The following is a 19,966-nucleotide window of genomic DNA, read 5'->3' as shown; positions in this document are numbered from 1 at the left end:
TCTTTATGAAGATTAAGTCCAGCGAATTCATCATCAGCGCCGTAGGACCCAAACAATACCCCGAGGACGGCTTGCCGGAGATTGCTCTGGCAGGCCGTTCCAACGTGGGCAAGTCCTCGCTGATCAACCGGATGCTGCTGCGCCGCAACCTGGCCCGGACAAGCGCCCAGCCCGGCAAGACGCAGCAGCTCAACTATTACCGGATCAATGAAGAGCTCTACTTCGTGGACGTGCCCGGCTATGGCTACGCCAAGGTATCCAAGACGGAGCGGGAAGCTTGGGGCCGCATGATCGAACTGTACTTGCGAGAACGCGAACCTTTGCGTCTCGTCATTCAGCTCGTGGACCTGCGTCACCCGCCCACCGCCCTCGACATCTCGATGTACGAGTGGCTATCCCATTACCGGATTCCGATCTGCATCGTCGGCACCAAAGCCGACAAGCTCTCCCGCAACCAGGTGCCCAAGCACGGCAAGATCGTGCGCGAGACGCTCGGGATGCCCAAGGGTCAGCCGCTTGTCCTGTTTTCATCCGAGACCGGAATGGGTAGAGATGAATTATGGAGCATCATCGCGCAAGCGGCCGATATTCCGCTTAACTCCCCCTCGGAACCGCAGAATGACCCGCAGGAAACCGAGGATAACGGCTAATCTTCTGGGCGAATCCCGGGAGGAATCGATTTTTAAGCATTTTTCCTGAAAAATCGGGTTTCGGTCGGGAGGAAACGGATTCGGAATTATCGTATAATTAAGGTGAAGCAAGAAGTACTCACCTTCGTTACAAAATGGAATTGAGGAGATTTTATGGCTCAACGGGTAGCCACGGAGTATGTTAACGCCAGTCTGACATTGACGGAAGCCGAAATGCCGATCTTGTTCTCGATTTGCGGGACGCAGCAGTTACGCCAGCAAGTATTCGTGCTGGACAACGGCAATCATGAGGTGGTCCTAGAAGACGACGCCGGCGGGGAGACGATCCGCTTAACCTTTGAGCGCAACAACGGGAATTACGTATGCGCCTTGTCCTGCACGGTCGTTCAGCAGAAGCTGACCGACACGCTCCGCAAGCTGGTGGCCGCCTTCAAGGGGGACGCCGTCGTCAATCGGATTTACCCGGGCTTTACGATGGTTTATCATTATTTGCGCGGCAAGGTCGTTCGCATCGTCGAGATCAAGGGCGAGCTCATCCGCACCGTATTCGAGCACAAGGACGCGCTCGGCCTGATGGAATCCCGCTTCAAGCTTTGTTCGGTCGAAGACGAGATCGCCATCGTGCGGAACGCCGTCAACGAGCTGCTGGATCTGCGCAACGCGCGGACGGATGCCGGCGAGATCGCGGAGATCGACGAACGGCTCAGGCACCACAGTCGGTTGTTATTCGCTCTAGAAGCCTAATCGCATATGCACCAGGCCTGCCGGGACGACCGGCAGGCTTTTTTCATTTTTGCTTAACTTCCTTAACTTTCGCTTATGTTTACCTGAAAAAGGAATAAAAAGCATTTACCTGCAATAGACAACCCCCTATATTGAGAAAGGATGAAATGGCCAATCTTATCGGGGGTGTCGAAATGAGAAAGCTGCGCGCGGCCTTGCCGCTGTTGACTGCGCTTGCCCTTCTGCTGTCCGGCTGCAGCGGCAAGTCGTCGAAGGAAGCGCTGAAACCGCTGGACGAGAAAGAGCAGGCGAAGATCAAGGTCATGTTCTGGGACCAGAACTACTTTTTCCAGGAGTACGGCAATCTGTTCATCAGCAAGTTTCCGAACCTGGATATCGAAGTCGCGAATATGCAGTCTATCTATAACAGTGAAGCCGATCCGACGACGGCGTTCGAGAAATTCGTGGAAGAGAACAAACCGGACGTGCTGATGCTGTTTATGGATCAGCTCGGGAGCTTTGCCAAAGCCGGCAAACTGTACGCGTTAGACCCGGTTATCAAGCAAGACAACTTCGATATTGCCGGCATTCAACCCTCCGTGGTGAACGCGTTAAGAGAGAAGGGGGACGGGCAGCTATACGGCTTGAGCCCGACCTTCGGCAGCAAGGCGTTGTTCTATAATGCCGATCTGTTCCAAAAATACGGGGTCGAGCCGCCTCGCGACTCCATGAGCTGGGAAGAAGTGATGGCGCTCGCCAAGCGTTTCCCAACCGATGGCCCGGAGGATGAACGGATCTACGGCTTGAACACGGAGACGTACGATACGCTGGATAGACTGGTCTACACGATAGCCGCTACGGAGAAGCTGCGGCTGCTGAACGCGGAAGGGACGCAAGTCATGATCGACAGCGACGCCTGGAAGAAGGTGCTCCAAACGGTGGTCGACGCCATCCGCTCCAAAGCGATCCATCTCGCGTCGGAGGAAGATCGGAAGAAGCTTCAAGGCGCATTGATGATGGAAGACTTGTACAAAATGGACATGTTCCTCATGGGACGGTCGGCGATGACGGTGGCCTCCGGCGGCGAAATTCAAAGCCTCCGCCAGGCGAAGGATCAGATGAAGAGCGTCAAGCCCGTGAACTGGCAGATCGTAACGGCGCCCGTCGATCCGAGCAACCGTAACCAGAGCGGCAGCATCGACTTATACAATATCTTCGCGGTGAACGCCGCTTCTACGAATCAAAGGGCGGCTTGGGAATTCGTCAAATTTGTGAACGGAGAAGGCTACGCCAAGATCAAAGGCAAGAGCGGCGCCTTCGGCGACTTCCTCTCCCGCACGACTTATATGGCGGAACAGGATGGACGCAGTTTGGAACCGTTCTACAAGTTGGATCCGCAGCCGGCGTTCTCCATCTTCCCCGAACGGATCCCCGGCAACTTCTATGGAGACTACACGCAGGGCATGGCCAAAGGGCTTGACGCGGCAATCAAGGGCGAGAAGACGCTAGACGAAGCCGTCGCTGCGATAAAGGAAGAGTTGCAGCAAGCGCTGACCGTTGCCCGCAAAGCGGACGAGCGGAAAAAGGCCGAGCAGGCCTCGGCATCCCCCTCCGCCGGATAAGGCGATTTGCCCGAACGGCCGCGATCGCCGCATACGCGAAGCGCGGTCGTTTGGTGCGTGTTTTCGCCCGAAAAAAACTGTTGCATTTCCCCCGGATAGATGTTATTTTTATTTTCGTTGACAACACAATAGGAACCAGGATTCACTCAGGAATGGAATGCGATGGTCAGCAGATTCCCTCGAGAAGTGAATGACGTAGGTCCTAGCGGATGAAATCAGCTTCACATTTTATTCCTAGGAAGGGGGAACCGACAGTGGAATACTCTACTTTCGGACGGCACGTAGCGGTTGATACATGGGGGGTCGACTTCGATCTTCTCAACAGCGCAGAACTTCTCCAATCGCACATGGTGGAAGCAGCCGAAGCTTGCGGCGCAACCGTTCTCTCGGTTCAAGCCAAACAATTTGAGCCCCAGGGCGCAACGGTTCTCGTTATGCTGTCGGAGAGCCATCTCTCCATTCACACGTATCCTGAAAGAGGCTTTGCCGCCATCGACTGCTATACCTGCGGCGAGACGGTCGATCCTCAGCTTGCCATCGACTACATGGTGAACGTGCTCAAGCCGAAGAACACCTACGCGAAGAAGCTCGTTCGCGGCATGGGCGAGATGAAAGTCGAAGAACCTACAATCAAACAGGCCGAACTGGTGTAATGATCCGTAGCGCCGTTCTTGCTTAGAGCATGCATGCAAGCCATGAGGCGATCCTCATGGCTTTTTTAATTGCGCGGGACTCCTTGGGAATATCGGGCACCGATGTCGCCAACAATAGGGAATAGGCGGCGCGTTTGTCGCAAAGTTTTCATAAACGGATCCCGGCCAAACGGACGAACTATGCTATAATACTTGTTGATATGCAGGTCTGTCGTTTGACGCTGCGCACGGATTCCAGAAAGGCAGGTGAACGCCCGTGCATCTCATCGCAGTCGGATTGAATTACCGGACGGCACCGGTCGAGGTCCGGGAACGCTTCGCCCTCTCGGAACAGGAACTGCCTCAGGCGCTCGACGCCTTGAAGCGAACGACGGGCATCCTCGAATGCGTCATCGTTGCGACCTGCAACCGGACGGAGCTATACGCGGTGGTCGACCGCCATTCCTTGTGCGGCCACTACATTCGCGCTTTTATGGAACAATGGTTCAAGCTCCCGCGCGTGGAGTTCAACCGCCATTTGTATATGTACGAGGACGAGCAAGCGACCCGGCATCTGTTCCGCGTCGCCTGCGGCCTGGATTCGATGGTCATCGGAGAGACGCAGATCCTCGGGCAGGTCCGCGACGCGTTCTTCCTGGCGCGGGAGCGGAAGGCGACGGGCACGCTGTTCAACCGGCTGTTCCAGCAGGCGGTCACGGTTGCCAAACGCGCCCACACGGAGACGTCGATCGGCGAGAGCGCCGTATCGGTCAGCTACGCGGCGGTCGAGCTCGGCAAGCGGATCTTCGGCCGCTTCGACAACAAGAAGGTCATGATCGTCGGCGCCGGCAAGATGAGCGAGCTGACGGTCCGGCATCTGACGGCCAACGGCGCCAAGGAAGTGCTCGTCGTCAACCGGACGCTCTCCCGCGCGGAGGAGCTGGCCGGCAAAGTGGGCGGCGTCGCCTTGACGATGGAGCAAGCTCTCGAACGGCTGCACGAAGCGGATATCGTCATCAGCAGCACCGGCGCCCAGCGCTTCGTCCTCACGCGGGGAACGGTCGAGCAGGCGATGGCGCGCCGCAAGAAGAAGCCGCTCTTCCTCATCGATATCGCCGTGCCGCGCGATATCGAGCCGGGCTGCGGCGATCTCTCGAACGTCTACTTGTACGATATCGACGACCTGGAAGGGATCGTCGAGACCAACCTGGCGAAGCGCCGGCAGGAGGCCGAGGTCATCGAGCAGATGATTGGAGAAGAGCAGGAAGCGTACCGTTCCTGGTATGCGACGCTGGGCGTCACGCCGCTCATCCGCGGCTTGCAGGAGAAGGCGTCCGCGATTCATGAGGAGACGCTGGACAGCCTGCTGCGCAAACTTCCGGAATTGGATGAGCGTCAAGTCAAAGTCATCCGCAAACTGACCAAGAGCATGGTCAGCCAGATGATCCACGATCCGATCCTTCGCGTGAAGGAGATGGCGGCGGAGAAGCGCGGCGACGCGTCGATGAACCTGTTCGTGCAATTGTTTGCCCTGGAGGAGGAGGTCGCGCGTCTCAAGGCGGCAACCAAGGCGGAGGAGAAGTCGCGCGCCGCGGCGGCGGCCGAAGCGGATTCGAAGCCGGCCGAGCGCGCTGCGGCGGCCGGCGAATCTCCCTCGCTCCTGTCCCAGTTGGCCGGTGCGCTCCGTTGAGCTTGACCGGCCCGCTCCGGGCGGATAGCGCGAGGATGCGGGAGGCGAAGCCGCCATGTTGACGAACGATTGGCTGACGGATGCCGTATTGTACGTTTACGCCCTGAGTCTGCTGTTTTTCGTATCCGATGCCGCTTACGGCAAACGGAACGGGAGACGGATCGGAACAGGGCTGCTTGTTTTCGTCTGGATTTTGCAGACCGCCTTTTTGCTAGATTTGCTCTTGCGCCACTTCTCGGTGCCCGAGGTGACGCTGCAGGAATACGCCTTCTTCGTCTCGTGGCTCCTCGTCTCCTTCTCGTTCGTCATCCACTGGATCGTGCGCGCGGAGCTGCTCGTGCTCCTCGTCAACGCCGTCGGCTTCGCCGTGCTGGGGCTCAACTTGCTCCAGCGGCCGGGCCAGGAGATCGCGCTGGCGCCGTCCGAAGTGTCCCATCGGCTGCTCGTGCTCCACATCAGCCTGATCACGGTCGCCTTCGCGCTGCTCACGGTGGCGGCCGTCTGCGGCGGGATGTACTTGTTCCTGCACGGCCGGCTCAAGCGGAAGAAGTGGGGCGGCGTCATGAGCCGGATGCCGAGCCTAGAGACGATGGACCGATACGCGTTCCGCTCGGGCCTCGTCGGCGTGCCGCTGCTCCTGCTGGCGCTCTCGACGGGTACCGCCGCGCTGCTGCTGGAAGGGCATTACGCCAAGCTGCTGGACGAGAAAGTGCTGCTGTCGTATGCGGCCGGGGCGCTGTATCTGACGGACCTGCTGCGCCGGTGGACTTCGAACGAGGACGCGGGCCGCGCCGCGCGCTGGAACCTGATCGGGTACGCCTTGCTGATCGCGGACTTCTTCGCGAATTCGTTCTCTTCCTTCCACCGATGGATCTAGCGAATCCCGCTTGGGAGAAAGGGGACGAAAGGCCATGACGCGATATTATCCGGTCATGCTGCGCATCGAAGGCAAACGCTGCGTCGTCTTCGGCGGCGGGGCGGTGGCCGAACGGAAGGCGGCGGGGCTGCTCGAGGCGGGCGCCGCCGTGACGGTCGTCAGCCCCACGCTCACGCCGCTGCTGGAGACATGGGCCGCAGACGGCAAGATCGCGGCTGACCGACGGCTCGGCGCGGCGGACGACCTCGACGGCGCGGCGCTGGCGTTCGCGGCGACCGATCGCCCGGAAGCCAATCGGCGGCTGGCGGAGGAGGCGCGGTTGCGCGGCGTTCCCGTCAGCGTGGCGGACGACGGGGAAGCGGGCGACTTCGTCGCGCCGGCCGTCGTCCGCCGGGGCGATCTCGTCTTCGCGGTGAGCGCGTCGGGCGCCGGTCCCGCGCTCGCGGCGCGGCTCGCCGGCGAGCTGGCGGAACGCTACGGCCCCGAATACGGGCCGCTCGCGGCGGCGCTGCGGCGCGTCCGCGCCGAGGTGAGGGCGGCCGTGCCCGATGCCGCGGACCGGAGGCGGCTCCTGCGGACGGCCGTCGGCGACGCCGCGCTGGCCGAATGGCGGCGGCTCGGACCGGATGCCGCAGGCGCTGTGCTGCTGGCTCGGCTGCGGGCGCTGGCCGAAGAGGAAGAGGGCCGTCGCGGGCGCGGCGAACCGCCGGACCCGCCGGGATTCGCGCATTTCTCATGAACGGCACGCGTACCAGGATGCAACCTATATCGTTTATCGAACCGGGAGGAAGCCAGTCATGCGAACCATTATCGTCGGGACTCGCCAGAGCGCGCTAGCGCTGACGCAGACGGGACAAACCGTCGATCGCCTGCGTCGGATCTGCGAAGAAGCGGGTTTGCCCTTTGCATTCGAAGTCAAACCGATCGTGACGCGCGGGGACCGGATCCTCGACGTCACCCTCTCCAAAGTCGGAGGCAAAGGCTTGTTCGTCAAAGAGATCGAGCAGGCGCTGCTGGACGGGGAGATCGACTGCGCCGTGCACAGCATGAAGGATATGCCGTTCGATCTGCCGGAAGGGCTGACGATCGGATCGGTGCCGCTCCGCGAAGATCCGCGCGATTGTCTCGTCAACCTGCACGGCTATACGCTGTCCGATCTGCCGCCGGGCGCCCGGGTCGGCACCAGCAGCCTGCGCAGAGGCGCGCAGCTCCAAGCGCGGCGGCCCGATCTGCGCATCGAGTCGCTGCGGGGCAACATCGATACGCGGCTGCGCAAGCTGGAGACGGAAGGGCTCGACGCGATCCTGCTCGCGGCGGCCGGCTTGCGCCGGATGGGATGGGCGGATCGGATCACGGCCTATATCGATCCGGAGGACTGTCTGCCGGCCGTCGGCCAGGGAGCGCTAGCGGTCGAGTGCCGCGCGGACGACGAGCAGGTGATGTCGCTGCTCGCACGCTTGAACGACGGCAAGACCGAACGCGCCGTCCGGGCGGAACGCCGCTTCCTCGGCCTCCTGAACGGGGGCTGTCAGGTGCCGATCGGCGCCTATGCGGTAGCCGGCTCCGGCGAAGAAGGCGGCGAGGTGTCGCTGACCGGCATGGTCGCCTCGCCGGACGGCGGCCGCTTGCTGCGCGCGACCGCGCGGGGAACCGACCCGGAAGCGGTCGGCTCGGAAGCGGCGGAGGCACTGCTGGCCCAAGGAGCGGACGCGATCCTGGCGGAAGCGAGGGAATGACGCCATGACCAAAGGCAAAGTGTACCTGGTCGGCGCGGGTCCGGGCGACCCGAAGCTGATTACGGTTCGCGGCTTGGCGGCGCTGAAGCGCGCGGACGTCGTCGTGTACGACCGTTTGGCCGGCCCGCAGCTGTTGCAGCAGCTGCCCGCGGAGACCGAGCGGATCTACGTCGGCAAGCGTCCCGACCGCCATACGATGAAGCAGGAGGAGATCAACCGGCTGCTGGTCGATCTGGCGCTGCAGGGCAAGACGGTATGCCGCCTGAAGGGCGGCGATCCGACCGTCTTCGGCCGCGTAGGCGAAGAAGCCGAGCTGCTCCGGCAGCACGGCATCGACTTCGATATCGTGCCCGGCATCACCTCCGCCATCGCCGTGCCCGCCTATGCGGGCATTCCCGTGACGCACCGCGATTGGGCCTCATCCTTCTCGATCATTACCGGACACGAGAGTCCGGACAAGCTGGACCGCATGATTCATTGGGACAAGGTGACGAACGCGACGGGCACGCTCCTGTTCCTGATGGGCGTCGCCAAGATCGGCTATATCAGCGAACAGTTGATCAAGCACGGCCGGTCGCCGGGCACCCCGGTCGCCCTCGTCCGCTGGGGAACCCGGGCGGAGCAAGCCACGCTGGTCGGCACCTTGGGCGATATCGAGGCCAAGGTCGCGGAGGCGGGCTTCGAGCCGCCGGCGGTCATCGTCGTCGGCGACGTCGTCCGCCAGCGCGAGACGCTGAAGTGGATGGAGAACAAGCCGCTGTTCGGCTGGCGGGTGCTGGTCACGCGCGCCCGCGCGCAAGCGAGCGAGCTGACGGAGCGGATCGACGAGCTGGGCGGGGAGCCGTACGAATTCCCGGTCATCGAGACGCGCCCCCAGTCCGAGCCTGGCGCGATCCGGGCGATCGAAGAAGCGCTGGCGGAGGCGGAGACTTACGACTGGGTGATGCTGACGAGCCCGAACGGCGCGGAGCACTTCTTCGCATGGCTTTGCCGTACCGGGACGGACATCCGCCGCTTCCACCGCGCCCGGTTCGCCGCGGTCGGGCCGAAGACGGCCGAGGCGCTGCTGGCCAGAGGCGTGATCGCCGAGGCGCTGCCGTCCAAGTTCCAGGCGGAAGGGCTGTTGGACAGCCTGGTCGCCGAACTGCGGCCCGGCCAGCGGGCGCTGCTGCCGCGCGGGGATCTCGCGCGGGAGGTGCTGCCCCGCGAGCTCGAGGCGCGCGGAGTAGATGCGGTCGAGCTGGACGTGTACGAGAACCGGCTCATCGTCCCGCAAGACGACGGCCGGCTGCTCGAGATGCTGCGCGCCGGCGAGATTCACGTCGTGACCTTCACCAGCTCGTCTACGGTGACGAATCTGCTCGAAGCGCTGCGCCGGTTGGGCGAGACATCGCCGGCCGAGCTGCTCTCGGGCGCCATCGTAGCCTGCATTGGACCCGTGACCGCCCAGACGGCGGCCGCGAACGGCTTAAAGGTCGCGATCCAGGCGGATCAGGCGACCATCGACGGATTGGTCGAAGCGCTGGCGGCTTACCGCCGGGACCCGACTTCTCGCTCGAACTAGAAAGGAGCGTTATCCATGACATTTCCCATTACGCGCCACCGCCGGCTGCGCCGCACGCCCGCGATGCGCAACCTGGTGAGAGAGACTTATCTGCATCCGCACGACTTCGTCTATCCGCTCTTCGTCGTACCCGGCGAAGGCGTGAAGACGGAGATCGCTTCGATGCCCGGCGTCTACCATTACTCGGTCGACCGGCTGGAGGAAGAAGTGCGGGAGATTCAGGCGCTCGGCATTCAAGCGGTGCTGCTGTTCGGCATTCCCGAGCACAAGGACCCGATCGGCACGTCCGCGTTCGAGACGGACGGCATCGTTCAGCAGGCGACGCGGCGTATCAAGGCGCTCGCGCCGGAGCTCGTCGTCGTCGCGGATACGTGCCTGTGCGAATTCACCGACCACGGCCATTGCGGGGTCGTTCACGGCACGGGCGCATCGGCGGTCGTCGACAATGACGAATCGCTCGCCCTGCTCGTCCGCACCGCCGTCTCCCAAGCCGCCGCCGGCGCCGATATCATCGCGCCCTCCAACATGATGGACGGCTTCGTCGGCGCGATCCGCCAAGGCCTCGACGAAGCCGGGTTCGAGGAGATTCCGATCATGTCCTACGCGGTGAAGTATTCGTCCGCGTATTACGGTCCGTTCCGCGAGGCCGCCCAGTCGGCGCCGCAGTTCGGCGACCGCAAGACCTACCAGATGGATCCGGCCAACGTCCGGGAAGCGCTGCGCGAAGCCGCGTCCGACGCGGCGGAAGGCGCGGACATGCTGATGGTCAAGCCGGGCCTCGCGTATCTGGACGTCGTGCGCGTCGTGAAAGAGCGATTCGACCTGCCGCTCGTCGTGTACAACGTGAGCGCGGAGTATTCGATGGTGAAAGCGGCCGCGCTGCAGGGCTGGATCGACGAACGGGCCATCGTGCTCGAGACGCTGACGGGTATGAAGCGCGCGGGCGCGGACCTCATCATCACCTATCACGCAAAGGATGCCGTCCGCTGGTTGAACGGACAGTATAGCGATTTCCAATCCAGATAGTGGGAGTGTGCCGAAAATGACCGAATTTCGCCGAAAACGCTCGGATTCCCGCTCCAAAGCGGCCTTCGAACGGGCTAAGAAATCGATCCCGGGCGGCGTCAACAGTCCCGTCCGCGCCTTCAAGTCGGTAGGGCTCACGCCGGTCGTCATCGATCGGGGGCAGGGCAGCCGCATCACGGACATCGACGGACAGAGCTACATCGATTACGTGCTGTCTTGGGGACCGCTGATCGCGGGTCACGCCCACCCCGAGGTCGTGGAAGCGATCAAGCGGACGGCGGAGAAAGGCACGAGCTTCGGCGCGCCGACCGAGATCGAGACGGAGATGGCCGAGCTCGTCTGCGCGCGCGTCCCTTCGATCGAAGTCGTCCGCATGGTGAACTCCGGCACCGAAGCGACGATGAGCGCGATCCGTCTCGCGCGCGGCTATACCGGACGCAGCAAGATTCTGAAGTTCGAAGGCTCCTACCACGGGCATGCGGACAGCCTGCTGATCAAGGCCGGCTCCGGCGTGGCTACGCTCGGCTTGCCGGATAGCCCGGGCGTGCCGGAGAGCACCGCCGCGCTTACGATCGCGGTGCCCTACAACGATCTGGCCTCCGTCAAGCTGGCCTTCGAGCGGTTCGGCGAAGAGATCGCCGCGGTCATCGTCGAACCGGTCGCGGGCAATATGGGCGTCGTCCCGCCGCTGCCCGACTTCCTCGCGGGCTTGCGGGAGATCACGTCGAAGGCCGGCAGCCTGCTGATCTTCGACGAAGTCATGACCGGGTTCCGCGTCCATCTCCACTGCGCGCAGGGACTGTACGGCGTGACGCCCGATCTGACCTGCCTCGGCAAGGTCATCGGCGGCGGCCTCCCCGTCGGCGCCTACGGCGGGCGCCGGGAGATCATGGACCGCGTGGCGCCGGTCGGTCCGATCTACCAGGCCGGCACGCTGTCCGGCAATCCGCTCGCGATGGCGGCCGGCTACGCGACGCTAAGCCTGCTGACCGAGGACGCTTATCGGCAGCTGGAGAAGCTGGCGATCCGGCTCCAAGCGGGACTCGAGCGGAACGCGGCCGAATACGGCGTGCCGATGACGGTGAACCGGGTCGGCTCGATGGTCTGCCCGTTCTTCACCGACAAGCGCGTCATCAACTTCGAGACGGCGCGCTCGTCCAACACGGAGCGGTTCAACGTCGTGTTCGGCCGCATGCTGGACAGCGGCGTCAACCTGCCGCCGTCGCAGTTCGAAGGCTGGTTCCTCTCGACCGCCCACGCCGAAGCCGATATCGACGAGACGGTCGAAGCGCACCGGACCGCGCTGCAGAAGCTTTAAAGCCGCCAGAATGCGGCGTCCGCCAGCCCCTTGCCCCGCGTTCCCGCGGGCAAGGGGCTGTTTGCGTCTTCGCGATTCCATAGGCATGCCCGCCTTCCTGCGGCATATAGATAAATAGGGAGTGAAGCCTGCCCTCCTAGACAGGGGAGGGCGTCTACGCCGAAAGGAGGACGTGAATCGTGACGGAATCGTTAAACGGTCTGCGATTCGATATTTACGAGAGAGTGCATCTGCCGGACGATGTGGCGGCGATCGAGGAATTGGAAGAGATCGAGCTCGTCCCGCACATGCAGGCGCTGCCGCAGGACGATCAGGTGCTGCTCCGGGGGCATCTGCTGCTGACGGGCGCGTACAAGTCGCAAGAGGATCCGGAATCCTTGCGGCAACTCGAGCATTGGATTCCCGTCGAGATCTCGTTGCCGCTGAATCGGGTGGAGCGCATGGAGGACTTGGCGATCGAGATCGACAACTTCGACATCGATCTGCTATCCACGCGCACGCTGAACGTGACCGGCGTGCTCGCGCTGCGCGGCCTGCAGGTCGCATCGCCCCAAGCGCCCGTCTGGCGGGAGGACGGCTTCACGGTCGTCCATCAAGCGCCGCTCGCCGCGCCGGAACAGGAGCAGGAGCCGCCCGCCGCCGCGCCGTATTATCAGCAGCAGCCGGGGCCGGTCTATCATCCTCCGTCTTACTACGGGGCCGATGCGACCCAGCAGACGCCGGAACAAGTTCCGGTCTGGTACGACCAGCAGCGCGTCTCGGAGCAGCTTCAGGCGCAGGCCGCGCAGCTGAGAGCCGAGGCCGAAGCGCGCGCCGCCGCCGAAGCGGAAGAGAACGCCTGGGTCGAGGCCCAAGCGCGGGCGGCCGCCCAGGCGCAGGCCGAAGCCGAAGCGCAGGCGGAAGCCGAGGCGAGGGCCGAAGCGGAAGCGGAAGCCTATGCCTATGCGGAAGCGGAGCGGCAGCGGCTCGAGCGGCTGGCGGCGGAACAGGAGCGCCAAGCCGCGTACGACGCGCTTCCGGATGCGGACGAGGCTTCGTTGTCGCCTTCGTCGGACCCTGCCGGCTATCGCGAACGCACCGCCGACGAAGTCGTGCAGGCGATCAAAGACGCGGAGGCGGGGAACGCCGCCGTTCCGTCCGTGTACGAGGTCGAGGTGCCGCTCGAGACGCAGGGATACGGCGTCCTGGAAGCCGACGCGCCGCTCTCGGCCGAGACGCCTCGGGAGGAGAAGCCCGAGCTGAAGGTCGCGCTGAACGGCAAGTCCGGAGACGCCGCGAACGCGGGCGCGGCTTCCTCCTTCGGCGTAGGCCTCCTCTCTCAACTCGGCGACAAAGGGGCGCGGCGCCAAGCGGAGCAGCTCGCGGCCGACGAAGCGCTGCAAGCGAGCGCCGAACAAGAGGCGGACTCCTCGGGCGACGAGCTGGAATGGACGCGGCTGTTCCTCGCCAAAGATCCGGCGCAGTCGTTCCGCAAGGTGAAGCTGTGCATCGTGCAGCGCGAAGACACGCTGGACGCGATCGCCTCCCGGTATAACGTGCAGTCCCGGGAGCTTCAGCTGTACAACCGGTTGAACGATCCGCACGTGGCCGAAGGCCAAATCATCTACATTCCTTAAAGCGCCGACCGAGAGAATGCGTCAAGCCATAGAGGACCGTCCCCGAGCCGATGGCGACCGGGGGACGGTCCTTTTTGCCGTTTGCGGCGAAGCGCCGGTCCGGACGCCCGCTTAGGCCTTTCTCCTGCGCGGCGGCTCTTATTGACTGCTCTTGGCCGGACGGGTATGATAGTGGAATAAAGACTTGGATAGGGATGAGTACGCAGATTCGGCCCTTCAGAGAGCGGGACCGCTGCCGCAAGGCAGCGCTGAGAGGTTCCGCAGGAAGCCGCCTGCCGAAGTCGCCCTGGAGTCTCCCGTTTGAACCGACGCTGAGAACGGGACGGCCGCAGCCGTTATCCTGCGCTGAAGAGCCGAGCGGCCCCTTGCGGCCGAGCGGAATGAAGGTGGTACCACGGAAGCGAACCTTTCGTCCTTTGCGACGGGAGGTTTTTGTGTTTGTTCGCCCTTCCCGAGCGGGTTCTTCCCGTTTCCGCGCCGGAAGGCCGCAGTTCCGACGCTGCGCCCCTATACGGGGCCGCGACCGTTTTGACTTGAGACCCATGTCCCTTTGGAGGTTGTATCCAGAATGAGCGAAATCGAGCAACGCAACACCCTCGAGCTGCCCACCACCTATGACCCGACGAGCGCCGAGCAGAAATGGTACGACGCCTGGATTCAAGGCGAATACTTCAAGGCCGGCGGCCGGCCGGACGCCCCCAAATATACGATCGTCATCCCGCCGCCGAACGTGACGGGCAAGCTGCATATCGGCCACGCGCTGGATCTGACGCTGCAGGACATCCTGATCCGCTTCAAGCGGATGCAGGGCTTCGACGCGCTCTGGGTGCCGGGCACCGACCATGCCGGCATCGCGACCCAAGCCAAGGTAGAGGGCAAGCTGCGCGAAGAAGGCGTCAGCCGTTACGACCTCGGCCGCGAGGCCTTCCTAGCGAAAGTCTGGGCTTGGAAGGAAGAGTATGCCGGATCGATCCGCAGCCAGTGGGCGAAGATGGGGCTGAGCCTGGACTATTCGCGCGAGCGGTTCACGCTGGACGAAGGACTGTCCAAGGCCGTCCGCGAAGTGTTCGTCCGCCTGTACGAGAAGGGGCTTATCTACCGCGGCAAACGCATCATCAACTGGGATCCGGCCGCGCGCACGGCGTTGTCCGACATCGAGGTCGAATATAAGGAAGTGAACGGCCATCTCTACCATCTGCGCTATCCGCTCTCGGACGGCAGCGGCGATCTGACGGTAGCGACGACCCGTCCCGAGACGATGCTGGGCGATACGGCCGTCGCGGTCCATCCGGAGGACGAGCGCTACCGCCATCTGATCGGCAAGACGCTGCGCCTGCCGATCCTGAACCGGGAGATCCCGATCGTCGGCGACACTTATGTCGACAAGGAATTCGGCAGCGGCGCGGTGAAGATCACCCCGGCGCACGATCCGAACGACTTCGAAGTCGGCGCCCGCCACGACTTGCCGCAGATCATCGTGATGGACGAGAGCGGCAAGATGAACGAGAACGCGGGCCCTTACCAAGGCATGGACCGGACGGAATGCCGCAAGGCGATCGTGAAGGACCTGCAGGAGCAGGGCGTCTGCGTGCGCATCGAGGACCACGTGCACCAAGTCGGCCACAGCGAGCGCTCCGGCGCCGTCGTCGAGCCGTATTTGTCCACGCAATGGTTCGTCGCGATGAAGCCGCTGGCCGAAGCTTCGATCGAAGCCCAGAAGACGGGCAAAGGCGTCAACTTCGTGCCGGACCGCTTTGAGCGGACGTACTTGTTCTGGATGGAGAACGTGCGCGACTGGTGCATCTCCCGCCAGCTCTGGTGGGGCCACCGCATTCCCGCCTGGTACCACGAGACGACGGGCGAGATCTATGTCGGCGCGGAGGCGCCCGAGGGCGCGGGCGAGCCGAATTCGCCTTGGCGGCAGGACGAGGACGTGCTGGACACGTGGTTCAGCTCCGCGCTATGGCCGTTCTCGACGCTGGGCTGGCCCGAACAGACGGAAGACCTGAAGCGATTCTACCCGACCGACGTGCTGGTCACCGGCTACGACATCATCCCGTTCTGGGTGTCGCGGATGATCTTCACCGCATTGGAGTTCACGGGCACAGCGCCGTTCAAGGACGTGCTCATCCACGGGCTCGTGCGCGACGCCGAAGGACGCAAGATGTCCAAGTCGCTCGGCAACGGCGTCGATCCGTTCGAGGTCATCGAGAAATACGGCGCGGACGCGATGCGCTACATGCTGTCCACCGGCAATACGGCCGGGCAGGACTTGCGCTTCCGTTGGGAGAAGGTCGAACAGGCGCGCAACTTCGCGAACAAGATCTGGAACGCCTCCCGCTTCGCGCTCATGAACCTGGAAGGCTTCACTGCCGCGGATATCGACTTGTCCGGATCGCTGTCGACGGCCGACCGCTGGATTCTGCACCGGTTCCACGAGACGACGCGCGACGTGACGCGCTTGATGGAGACGTACGAGTTCGGCGAGACCGGACGGCTGCTCTACAACTTCATCTGGGACGATCTGTGCGACTGGTACATCGAATTCGCCAAGCTGACGCTGTACGGCAACGACGCGGAAGCCAAGCGCAGCACGCAGTCCGTCATCGCTTACGTGCTTGACCGGACGATGCGGCTTCTGCATCCGTTCATGCCGTACCTGTCCGAGGAGATCTGGCAGCATTTGCCGCACGAGCCGGGGGAGACGATCACCCTGGCGGCATGGCCGGTCTACGACGCCGCGTTCGAAGCGGCGGACGCCGTCGCGGAGATGGGTCTGCTCATGGAAGCGATCCGCGCGGTGCGCAACGTACGCGCCGAAGTGGGCGTCACGCCGGGCAAGAAGATCGAGATGATGGCGAAGCCGACGAACGCGGCTTCGGAGAGTATCCTACGCCGCAACGAGGAGTATCTGCGCCGGTTCTGCAACACGTCGCAGCTCACGCTCGACGCCGCACTGACGCCGCCCGATAAAGCGATGACGGCGATCGTCACGGGGCTCGAGATCTATCTGCCGCTCGCCGGACTGATCGATATCGGCCAAGAGATCGCCCGCCTCGAGAAGGAGCTGGCGACGCTGAACCAGGAAGTGGAACGCGTCGAGAAGAAGCTCGCGAACGAGGGCTACCTCGCCAAGGCGCCGGCTCAAGTCGTCGAACAAGAACGCGCCAAAGGCCAGGATTACCGCGACAAGCGCGACAAGGTGCTCGCCCGGATCGCCGAGCTGCGCGGTTGATGGAGGCGTAGGACCATGACAGCAGAAGAACAGTCGGGCGCGAATCGCGCGCAACCCGCCTTCCGCACGCCCGCGGAGGCGATCTCCTGGATTACGGGGCTCATGCCGACCGTCGGCATCCGGCCCGGTCTGGAGCGGATGACGCTGCTGCTCGAGCAGCTCGGCAATCCGCACCGCCGGCTCAAGTTCATTCATGTCGCCGGCACGAACGGCAAAGGCTCGGTCTGCGCCTTTCTGACGAGCGTGCTGCGGCAGAGCGGGTACGACGTAGGGACGTTCACGTCCCCGTACATCACGTCGTATACGAACCGGTTCCAATACAACGGAGAGGACATCCCCGGCGACGTCCTGCTCCAGCTGGCGAACCGGCTCAAGCCGTTCGCCGACCGGATGGCGGAGACCGAATGGGGCCCGCTTACGATGTTCGAGCTCACGACGGCGCTCGCCATCCTGTATTACGGCACCGTTTCCTTCCCCGACTACGTCGTCTGGGAGACGGGGCTGGGCGGCCGGCTCGACGTGACCAACGTCGTGACGCCGATCGTCAGCGTCATTACGAACGTCGGCCATGACCACATGGACTTGCTCGGCCCTACCCTCGCGGATATCGCGAAGGAGAAGGCGGGGATCATCAAGCCGGGCGTGCCGGTCGTCTCGGCCGCGTCGCAGCCCGAGGTCGCGGCGATCATGAAGGAGACGGCCGCCGCTCGCCAATCGACCTTGTACCTGATCGGCGAACAGTTCGCGTACGAGACGGCAGACGCGGCAGAGGACGAGCAGCGGTTCGACTTCCAAGGGCTGTTCCGCCGCTTGGACGATCTCGCCATCACGCTGAACGGCGCGCACCAGCAGACGAACGCGGCAACGGCCGTCATGACGATCGACGTGCTGCGCACGTATTACGCGCTGATCGTCGACGAGGAGGATTTGCGACAAGGCCTGCGGGCGGCGGCATGGCCGGGCAGGCTCGAGATGGTGTCGCGGGAGCCGCGCATCCTGCTCGACGGGGCGCACAATCCCGAAGGCATGGAGGCGCTCAAGGCAGCGCTTAGCGACGTATACGAGTACGATACGCTGAACGTGATGATCGCCATGATGCCCAACAAGAATCACGAACAATCGTTGCGGCATATACTACCAATGGTGAATACGCTCGTCATTACCGAGCCTGATTTCCATAAAAAAATGAACGCCGCCGAATTGGCAGCGGTCGCGCAGCGGCTGCAGCCTGAACTGGGCGGGCCGGAGCGCGTGATCGTGGAGCCGAATTGGCGCCAAGGACTCGATACGCTCCAAGATTTGGCGTCAAACGGCTCCGGCCGAACGCTGACGGTGGTCACCGGCACTTTGTACCTTATCGCCGATGTCCGCTCTTGGCTGCTCCATCATACGAATTCAGAAAAAGGCTGGTGAAGCGTCGTTGGCAACGGCTGAGCACGTACATTTTATCGGCATCGGCGGTTACGGGATGAGTGCCATTGCCAGAGTCATGCTGGAGATGGGCTATCGCGTGACCGGATCGGATGTGGTCCGTCAAGAGTTAACGGATAAGTTGGCGGCCAAAGGCGCGGAGATCTATATCGGCCACCAGGCCGAGAACGTGAGAGGCGCCAATCTGGTCGTCTATTCGACGGCGCTGTCCAAGGACAACGTGGAGCGCCAAGAGGCCGAGAGCCTGCAGATTCCTACCTTGCATCGCGCGCAGATGCTCGCCCGCCTGCTGAACAGCCGCACGGGCATCGCCGTCGCCGGCGCGCACGGCAAGACGACGACGTCGTCGATGATCGCGCTCGTCATGGAGACGGCCGGACTGGATCCGACCTACATCATCGGAGGCGAGATCGTCAACGTCGGCACGAACGCCAAGGCCGGCAAAGGCGAGCACGTCGTCGCCGAAGCGGACGAGAGCGACGGTTCGTTCCTGCAGTACGAGCCGGCCGTCGCGGTCGTCACGAACATCGAGGCCGATCATCTCGAGAACTACGACGGCGACTTCGGCAAGCTGAAGGCAGCCTACGTGAAGTTCCTGCAGCACGTGCGTCCGGACGGGCGCGCGGTCGTCTGCGCCGACGACGAGAACGTCCGCGAGATTCTGCCGCTGGTAGGGGACCGGACGAACGTCGTCACGTTCGGCATCGCGCATCCGGCGGCCTATACCGCCGCCGACATCGAGCTGGGCGACCGCCAGGCGTCGTTCTCGGTCGTTAAGGGCGGACAATCCCTCGGCGTCATCCGGCTGTCGGTGCCGGGCCGCCATAATGTCTACAACGCGCTGGCGACGGTCGTCGTCTGCCTGGAAGCGGGTATTCCGTTCGCGCGGATCGCGGAGGCGATCGTGGAATTCCGCGGCGCCAAACGGCGGTTCCAGGTGCTCGGCGAAGTGAAGGACATGCTGGTCATCGACGATTACGCGCATCATCCGACGGAGATTCAGGCGACGATCCAGGCGGCCAAAGCGACCGGCAAACGGATCATCGCCGTTTTCCAGCCGCAGCGCTATACCCGGACGTACTTCCTGCTGGACGCGTTCAGCAGGGCGTTCGAAGACGCGGACGAGGTGATTATCACCGACATCTACTCGCCCGCCGGGGAGCAGCGGATCGAGGGCGTCACCTCGCAGCGGCTCGTCGAGCTGATCGAGAAGAACAGCAATCCGAACGTCGCCTACGTGCCGACCAAGGAGGAAGTGCGCGACCTGCTGGCAATCCGCGTCGTGCCCGGCGATCTTGTCATTACGATGGGCGCCGGCGACATCTGGAAGGCGGGCGACGAGCTGGCGCGCCTCCTGCGGGAGCGCGAAGGCGTCTGAGCTTCCGAGCCGCCGCGCGCCTAGATGGCGTGCATGTCCAAACATGAAGACGTCCGAACCCGGTTGCGCGGTTCGGGCGTTTTTTTTGTGCGACCGAAAGCGTGGGGGAAAGGCGTTCCCGTGCAGGATCGTTCAAAGAGCGTATGTAAACGACCTACATCGCGCGTTTCCGCTTAGTAGCGTTCAAAGAGAGTATGTAAACTACCTACATCGCGCGTTTCCACGCAGGAGCGTTCAAAGAGCGTATGTAAACGACCTACATCGCGCGTTTCCGCGCAGGATCGTTCAAAGAGCGTATGTTAACGACCTACATCGCGCGTTTCCGCTTAGTAGCGTTCAAAGAGCGTATGTAAACGACCTACATCGCGCGTTCCCGCATAGTAGCGTTCAAAGAGCGTATGTAAACGACCTACATCGCGCGTTTCCGCGCAGGAGCGTTCAAAGAGCGTATGTAAACTCAATGGCATT

At 63.1% G+C, this 19,966-nt stretch carries 15 protein-coding genes; all 15 read left to right on the top strand.

Annotated elements, in window-relative coordinates; genetic code table 11:
* Positions 1 to 5: 5 nt before the first annotated feature.
* The gene (gene yihA, locus H7C19_RS16575; protein ID WP_185143780.1) at positions 6 to 650 is read left to right on the top strand and encodes a ribosome biogenesis GTP-binding protein YihA/YsxC; all 645 of its coding nucleotides are present in this window, start codon (positions 6 to 8) and stop codon (positions 648 to 650) included.
* 153 nt (positions 651 to 803) lie between these two features.
* Positions 804 to 1,394, top strand: coding sequence for a non-ribosomal peptide synthetase module (locus H7C19_RS16570; protein ID WP_185143779.1), 591 nt, complete (start codon positions 804 to 806; stop codon positions 1,392 to 1,394).
* A 173-nt stretch (positions 1,395 to 1,567) separates the two neighbouring features.
* The gene (locus tag H7C19_RS16565; RefSeq protein WP_185143778.1) at positions 1,568 to 2,995 is read left to right on the top strand and encodes an extracellular solute-binding protein; all 1,428 of its coding nucleotides are present in this window, start codon (positions 1,568 to 1,570) and stop codon (positions 2,993 to 2,995) included.
* Positions 2,996 to 3,249: 254 nt separating this feature from the next.
* On the top strand, positions 3,250 to 3,648 hold the full coding sequence (speD, locus tag H7C19_RS16560; protein WP_185143777.1) for an adenosylmethionine decarboxylase: 399 nt from the start codon (positions 3,250 to 3,252) through the stop codon (positions 3,646 to 3,648).
* Between the two features lie 256 nt (positions 3,649 to 3,904).
* The gene (gene hemA / locus H7C19_RS16555; RefSeq protein WP_185143776.1) at positions 3,905 to 5,317 is read left to right on the top strand and encodes a glutamyl-tRNA reductase; all 1,413 of its coding nucleotides are present in this window, start codon (positions 3,905 to 3,907) and stop codon (positions 5,315 to 5,317) included.
* Positions 5,318 to 5,372: 55 nt separating this feature from the next.
* Entirely contained in the window at positions 5,373 to 6,194 is an 822-nt protein-coding gene (gene ccsA, locus H7C19_RS16550) for a cytochrome c biogenesis protein CcsA (protein ID WP_185143775.1), read from the top strand.
* 10 nt (positions 6,195 to 6,204) lie between these two features.
* On the top strand, positions 6,205 to 6,933 hold the full coding sequence (locus tag H7C19_RS16545; protein WP_246469563.1) for a precorrin-2 dehydrogenase/sirohydrochlorin ferrochelatase family protein: 729 nt from the start codon (positions 6,205 to 6,207) through the stop codon (positions 6,931 to 6,933).
* A 58-nt stretch (positions 6,934 to 6,991) separates the two neighbouring features.
* The gene (gene hemC, locus H7C19_RS16540) at positions 6,992 to 7,930 is read left to right on the top strand and encodes a hydroxymethylbilane synthase (protein WP_185143774.1); all 939 of its coding nucleotides are present in this window, start codon (positions 6,992 to 6,994) and stop codon (positions 7,928 to 7,930) included.
* A gap of 4 nt (positions 7,931 to 7,934) precedes the next feature.
* Positions 7,935 to 9,494 (top strand): uroporphyrinogen-III C-methyltransferase, encoded by a 1,560-nt coding sequence (gene cobA / locus H7C19_RS16535; RefSeq protein WP_185143773.1) that lies wholly within the window; start codon positions 7,935 to 7,937, stop codon positions 9,492 to 9,494.
* Positions 9,495 to 9,509: 15 nt separating this feature from the next.
* Positions 9,510 to 10,520, top strand: coding sequence for a porphobilinogen synthase (gene hemB, locus H7C19_RS16530; protein ID WP_185143772.1), 1,011 nt, complete (start codon positions 9,510 to 9,512; stop codon positions 10,518 to 10,520).
* A gap of 16 nt (positions 10,521 to 10,536) precedes the next feature.
* Positions 10,537 to 11,838 (top strand): glutamate-1-semialdehyde 2,1-aminomutase, encoded by a 1,302-nt coding sequence (hemL, locus tag H7C19_RS16525; protein WP_185143771.1) that lies wholly within the window; start codon positions 10,537 to 10,539, stop codon positions 11,836 to 11,838.
* Between the two features lie 179 nt (positions 11,839 to 12,017).
* A complete protein-coding gene (locus H7C19_RS16520; protein WP_185143770.1) occupies positions 12,018 to 13,454 on the top strand; it encodes a LysM peptidoglycan-binding domain-containing protein in 1,437 nt (478 codons plus the stop codon).
* Positions 13,455 to 14,022: 568 nt separating this feature from the next.
* Positions 14,023 to 16,689: a valine--tRNA ligase gene (locus tag H7C19_RS16515; RefSeq protein WP_185143769.1), complete on the top strand. Its 2,667-nt coding sequence runs from the start codon at positions 14,023 to 14,025 to the stop codon at positions 16,687 to 16,689.
* A 15-nt stretch (positions 16,690 to 16,704) separates the two neighbouring features.
* Positions 16,705 to 18,102: a bifunctional folylpolyglutamate synthase/dihydrofolate synthase gene (locus H7C19_RS16510; RefSeq protein WP_185143768.1), complete on the top strand. Its 1,398-nt coding sequence runs from the start codon at positions 16,705 to 16,707 to the stop codon at positions 18,100 to 18,102.
* Positions 18,053 to 19,498 carry a UDP-N-acetylmuramate--L-alanine ligase gene (gene murC / locus H7C19_RS16505; protein ID WP_376775373.1) on the top strand — a complete coding sequence of 482 codons (1,446 nt, stop codon included), beginning with the start codon at positions 18,053 to 18,055 and terminating at the stop codon, positions 19,496 to 19,498. The genes H7C19_RS16510 and murC overlap by 50 nt, the downstream gene beginning before the upstream one ends.
* Positions 19,499 to 19,966 lie beyond the last annotated feature (468 nt).

This window comes from Cohnella nanjingensis (assembly GCF_014212125.1).
Lineage (GTDB): Bacteria > Bacillota > Bacilli > Paenibacillales > Paenibacillaceae > Cohnella > Cohnella nanjingensis.
The sequence above is the reverse complement of the archived record's forward strand: the minus strand, read 5'-3'. Positions and strand labels throughout refer to the sequence as shown.

Excerpts from the sequence above, each read along its gene's own strand:
- H7C19_RS16510 (WP_185143768.1), top strand. The coding sequence starts at position 16,705 with ATGACAGCAGAAGAACAGTCGGGCGCGAATCGCGCGCAACCCGCCTTC.
- H7C19_RS16570 (WP_185143779.1), top strand. The coding sequence starts at position 804 with ATGGCTCAACGGGTAGCCACGGAGTATGTTAACGCCAGTCTGACATTG.
- hemC (WP_185143774.1), top strand. The coding sequence starts at position 6,992 with ATGCGAACCATTATCGTCGGGACTCGCCAGAGCGCGCTAGCGCTGACG.
- cobA (WP_185143773.1), top strand. The coding sequence starts at position 7,935 with ATGACCAAAGGCAAAGTGTACCTGGTCGGCGCGGGTCCGGGCGACCCG.
- murC (WP_376775373.1), top strand. The coding sequence starts at position 18,053 with ATGTCCGCTCTTGGCTGCTCCATCATACGAATTCAGAAAAAGGCTGGT.
- H7C19_RS16565 (WP_185143778.1), top strand. The coding sequence starts at position 1,568 with ATGAGAAAGCTGCGCGCGGCCTTGCCGCTGTTGACTGCGCTTGCCCTT.
- hemL (WP_185143771.1), top strand. The coding sequence starts at position 10,537 with ATGACCGAATTTCGCCGAAAACGCTCGGATTCCCGCTCCAAAGCGGCC.
- yihA (WP_185143780.1), top strand. The coding sequence starts at position 6 with ATGAAGATTAAGTCCAGCGAATTCATCATCAGCGCCGTAGGACCCAAA.
- hemB (WP_185143772.1), top strand. The coding sequence starts at position 9,510 with ATGACATTTCCCATTACGCGCCACCGCCGGCTGCGCCGCACGCCCGCG.
- ccsA (WP_185143775.1), top strand. The coding sequence starts at position 5,373 with ATGTTGACGAACGATTGGCTGACGGATGCCGTATTGTACGTTTACGCC.
- H7C19_RS16515 (WP_185143769.1), top strand. The coding sequence starts at position 14,023 with ATGAGCGAAATCGAGCAACGCAACACCCTCGAGCTGCCCACCACCTAT.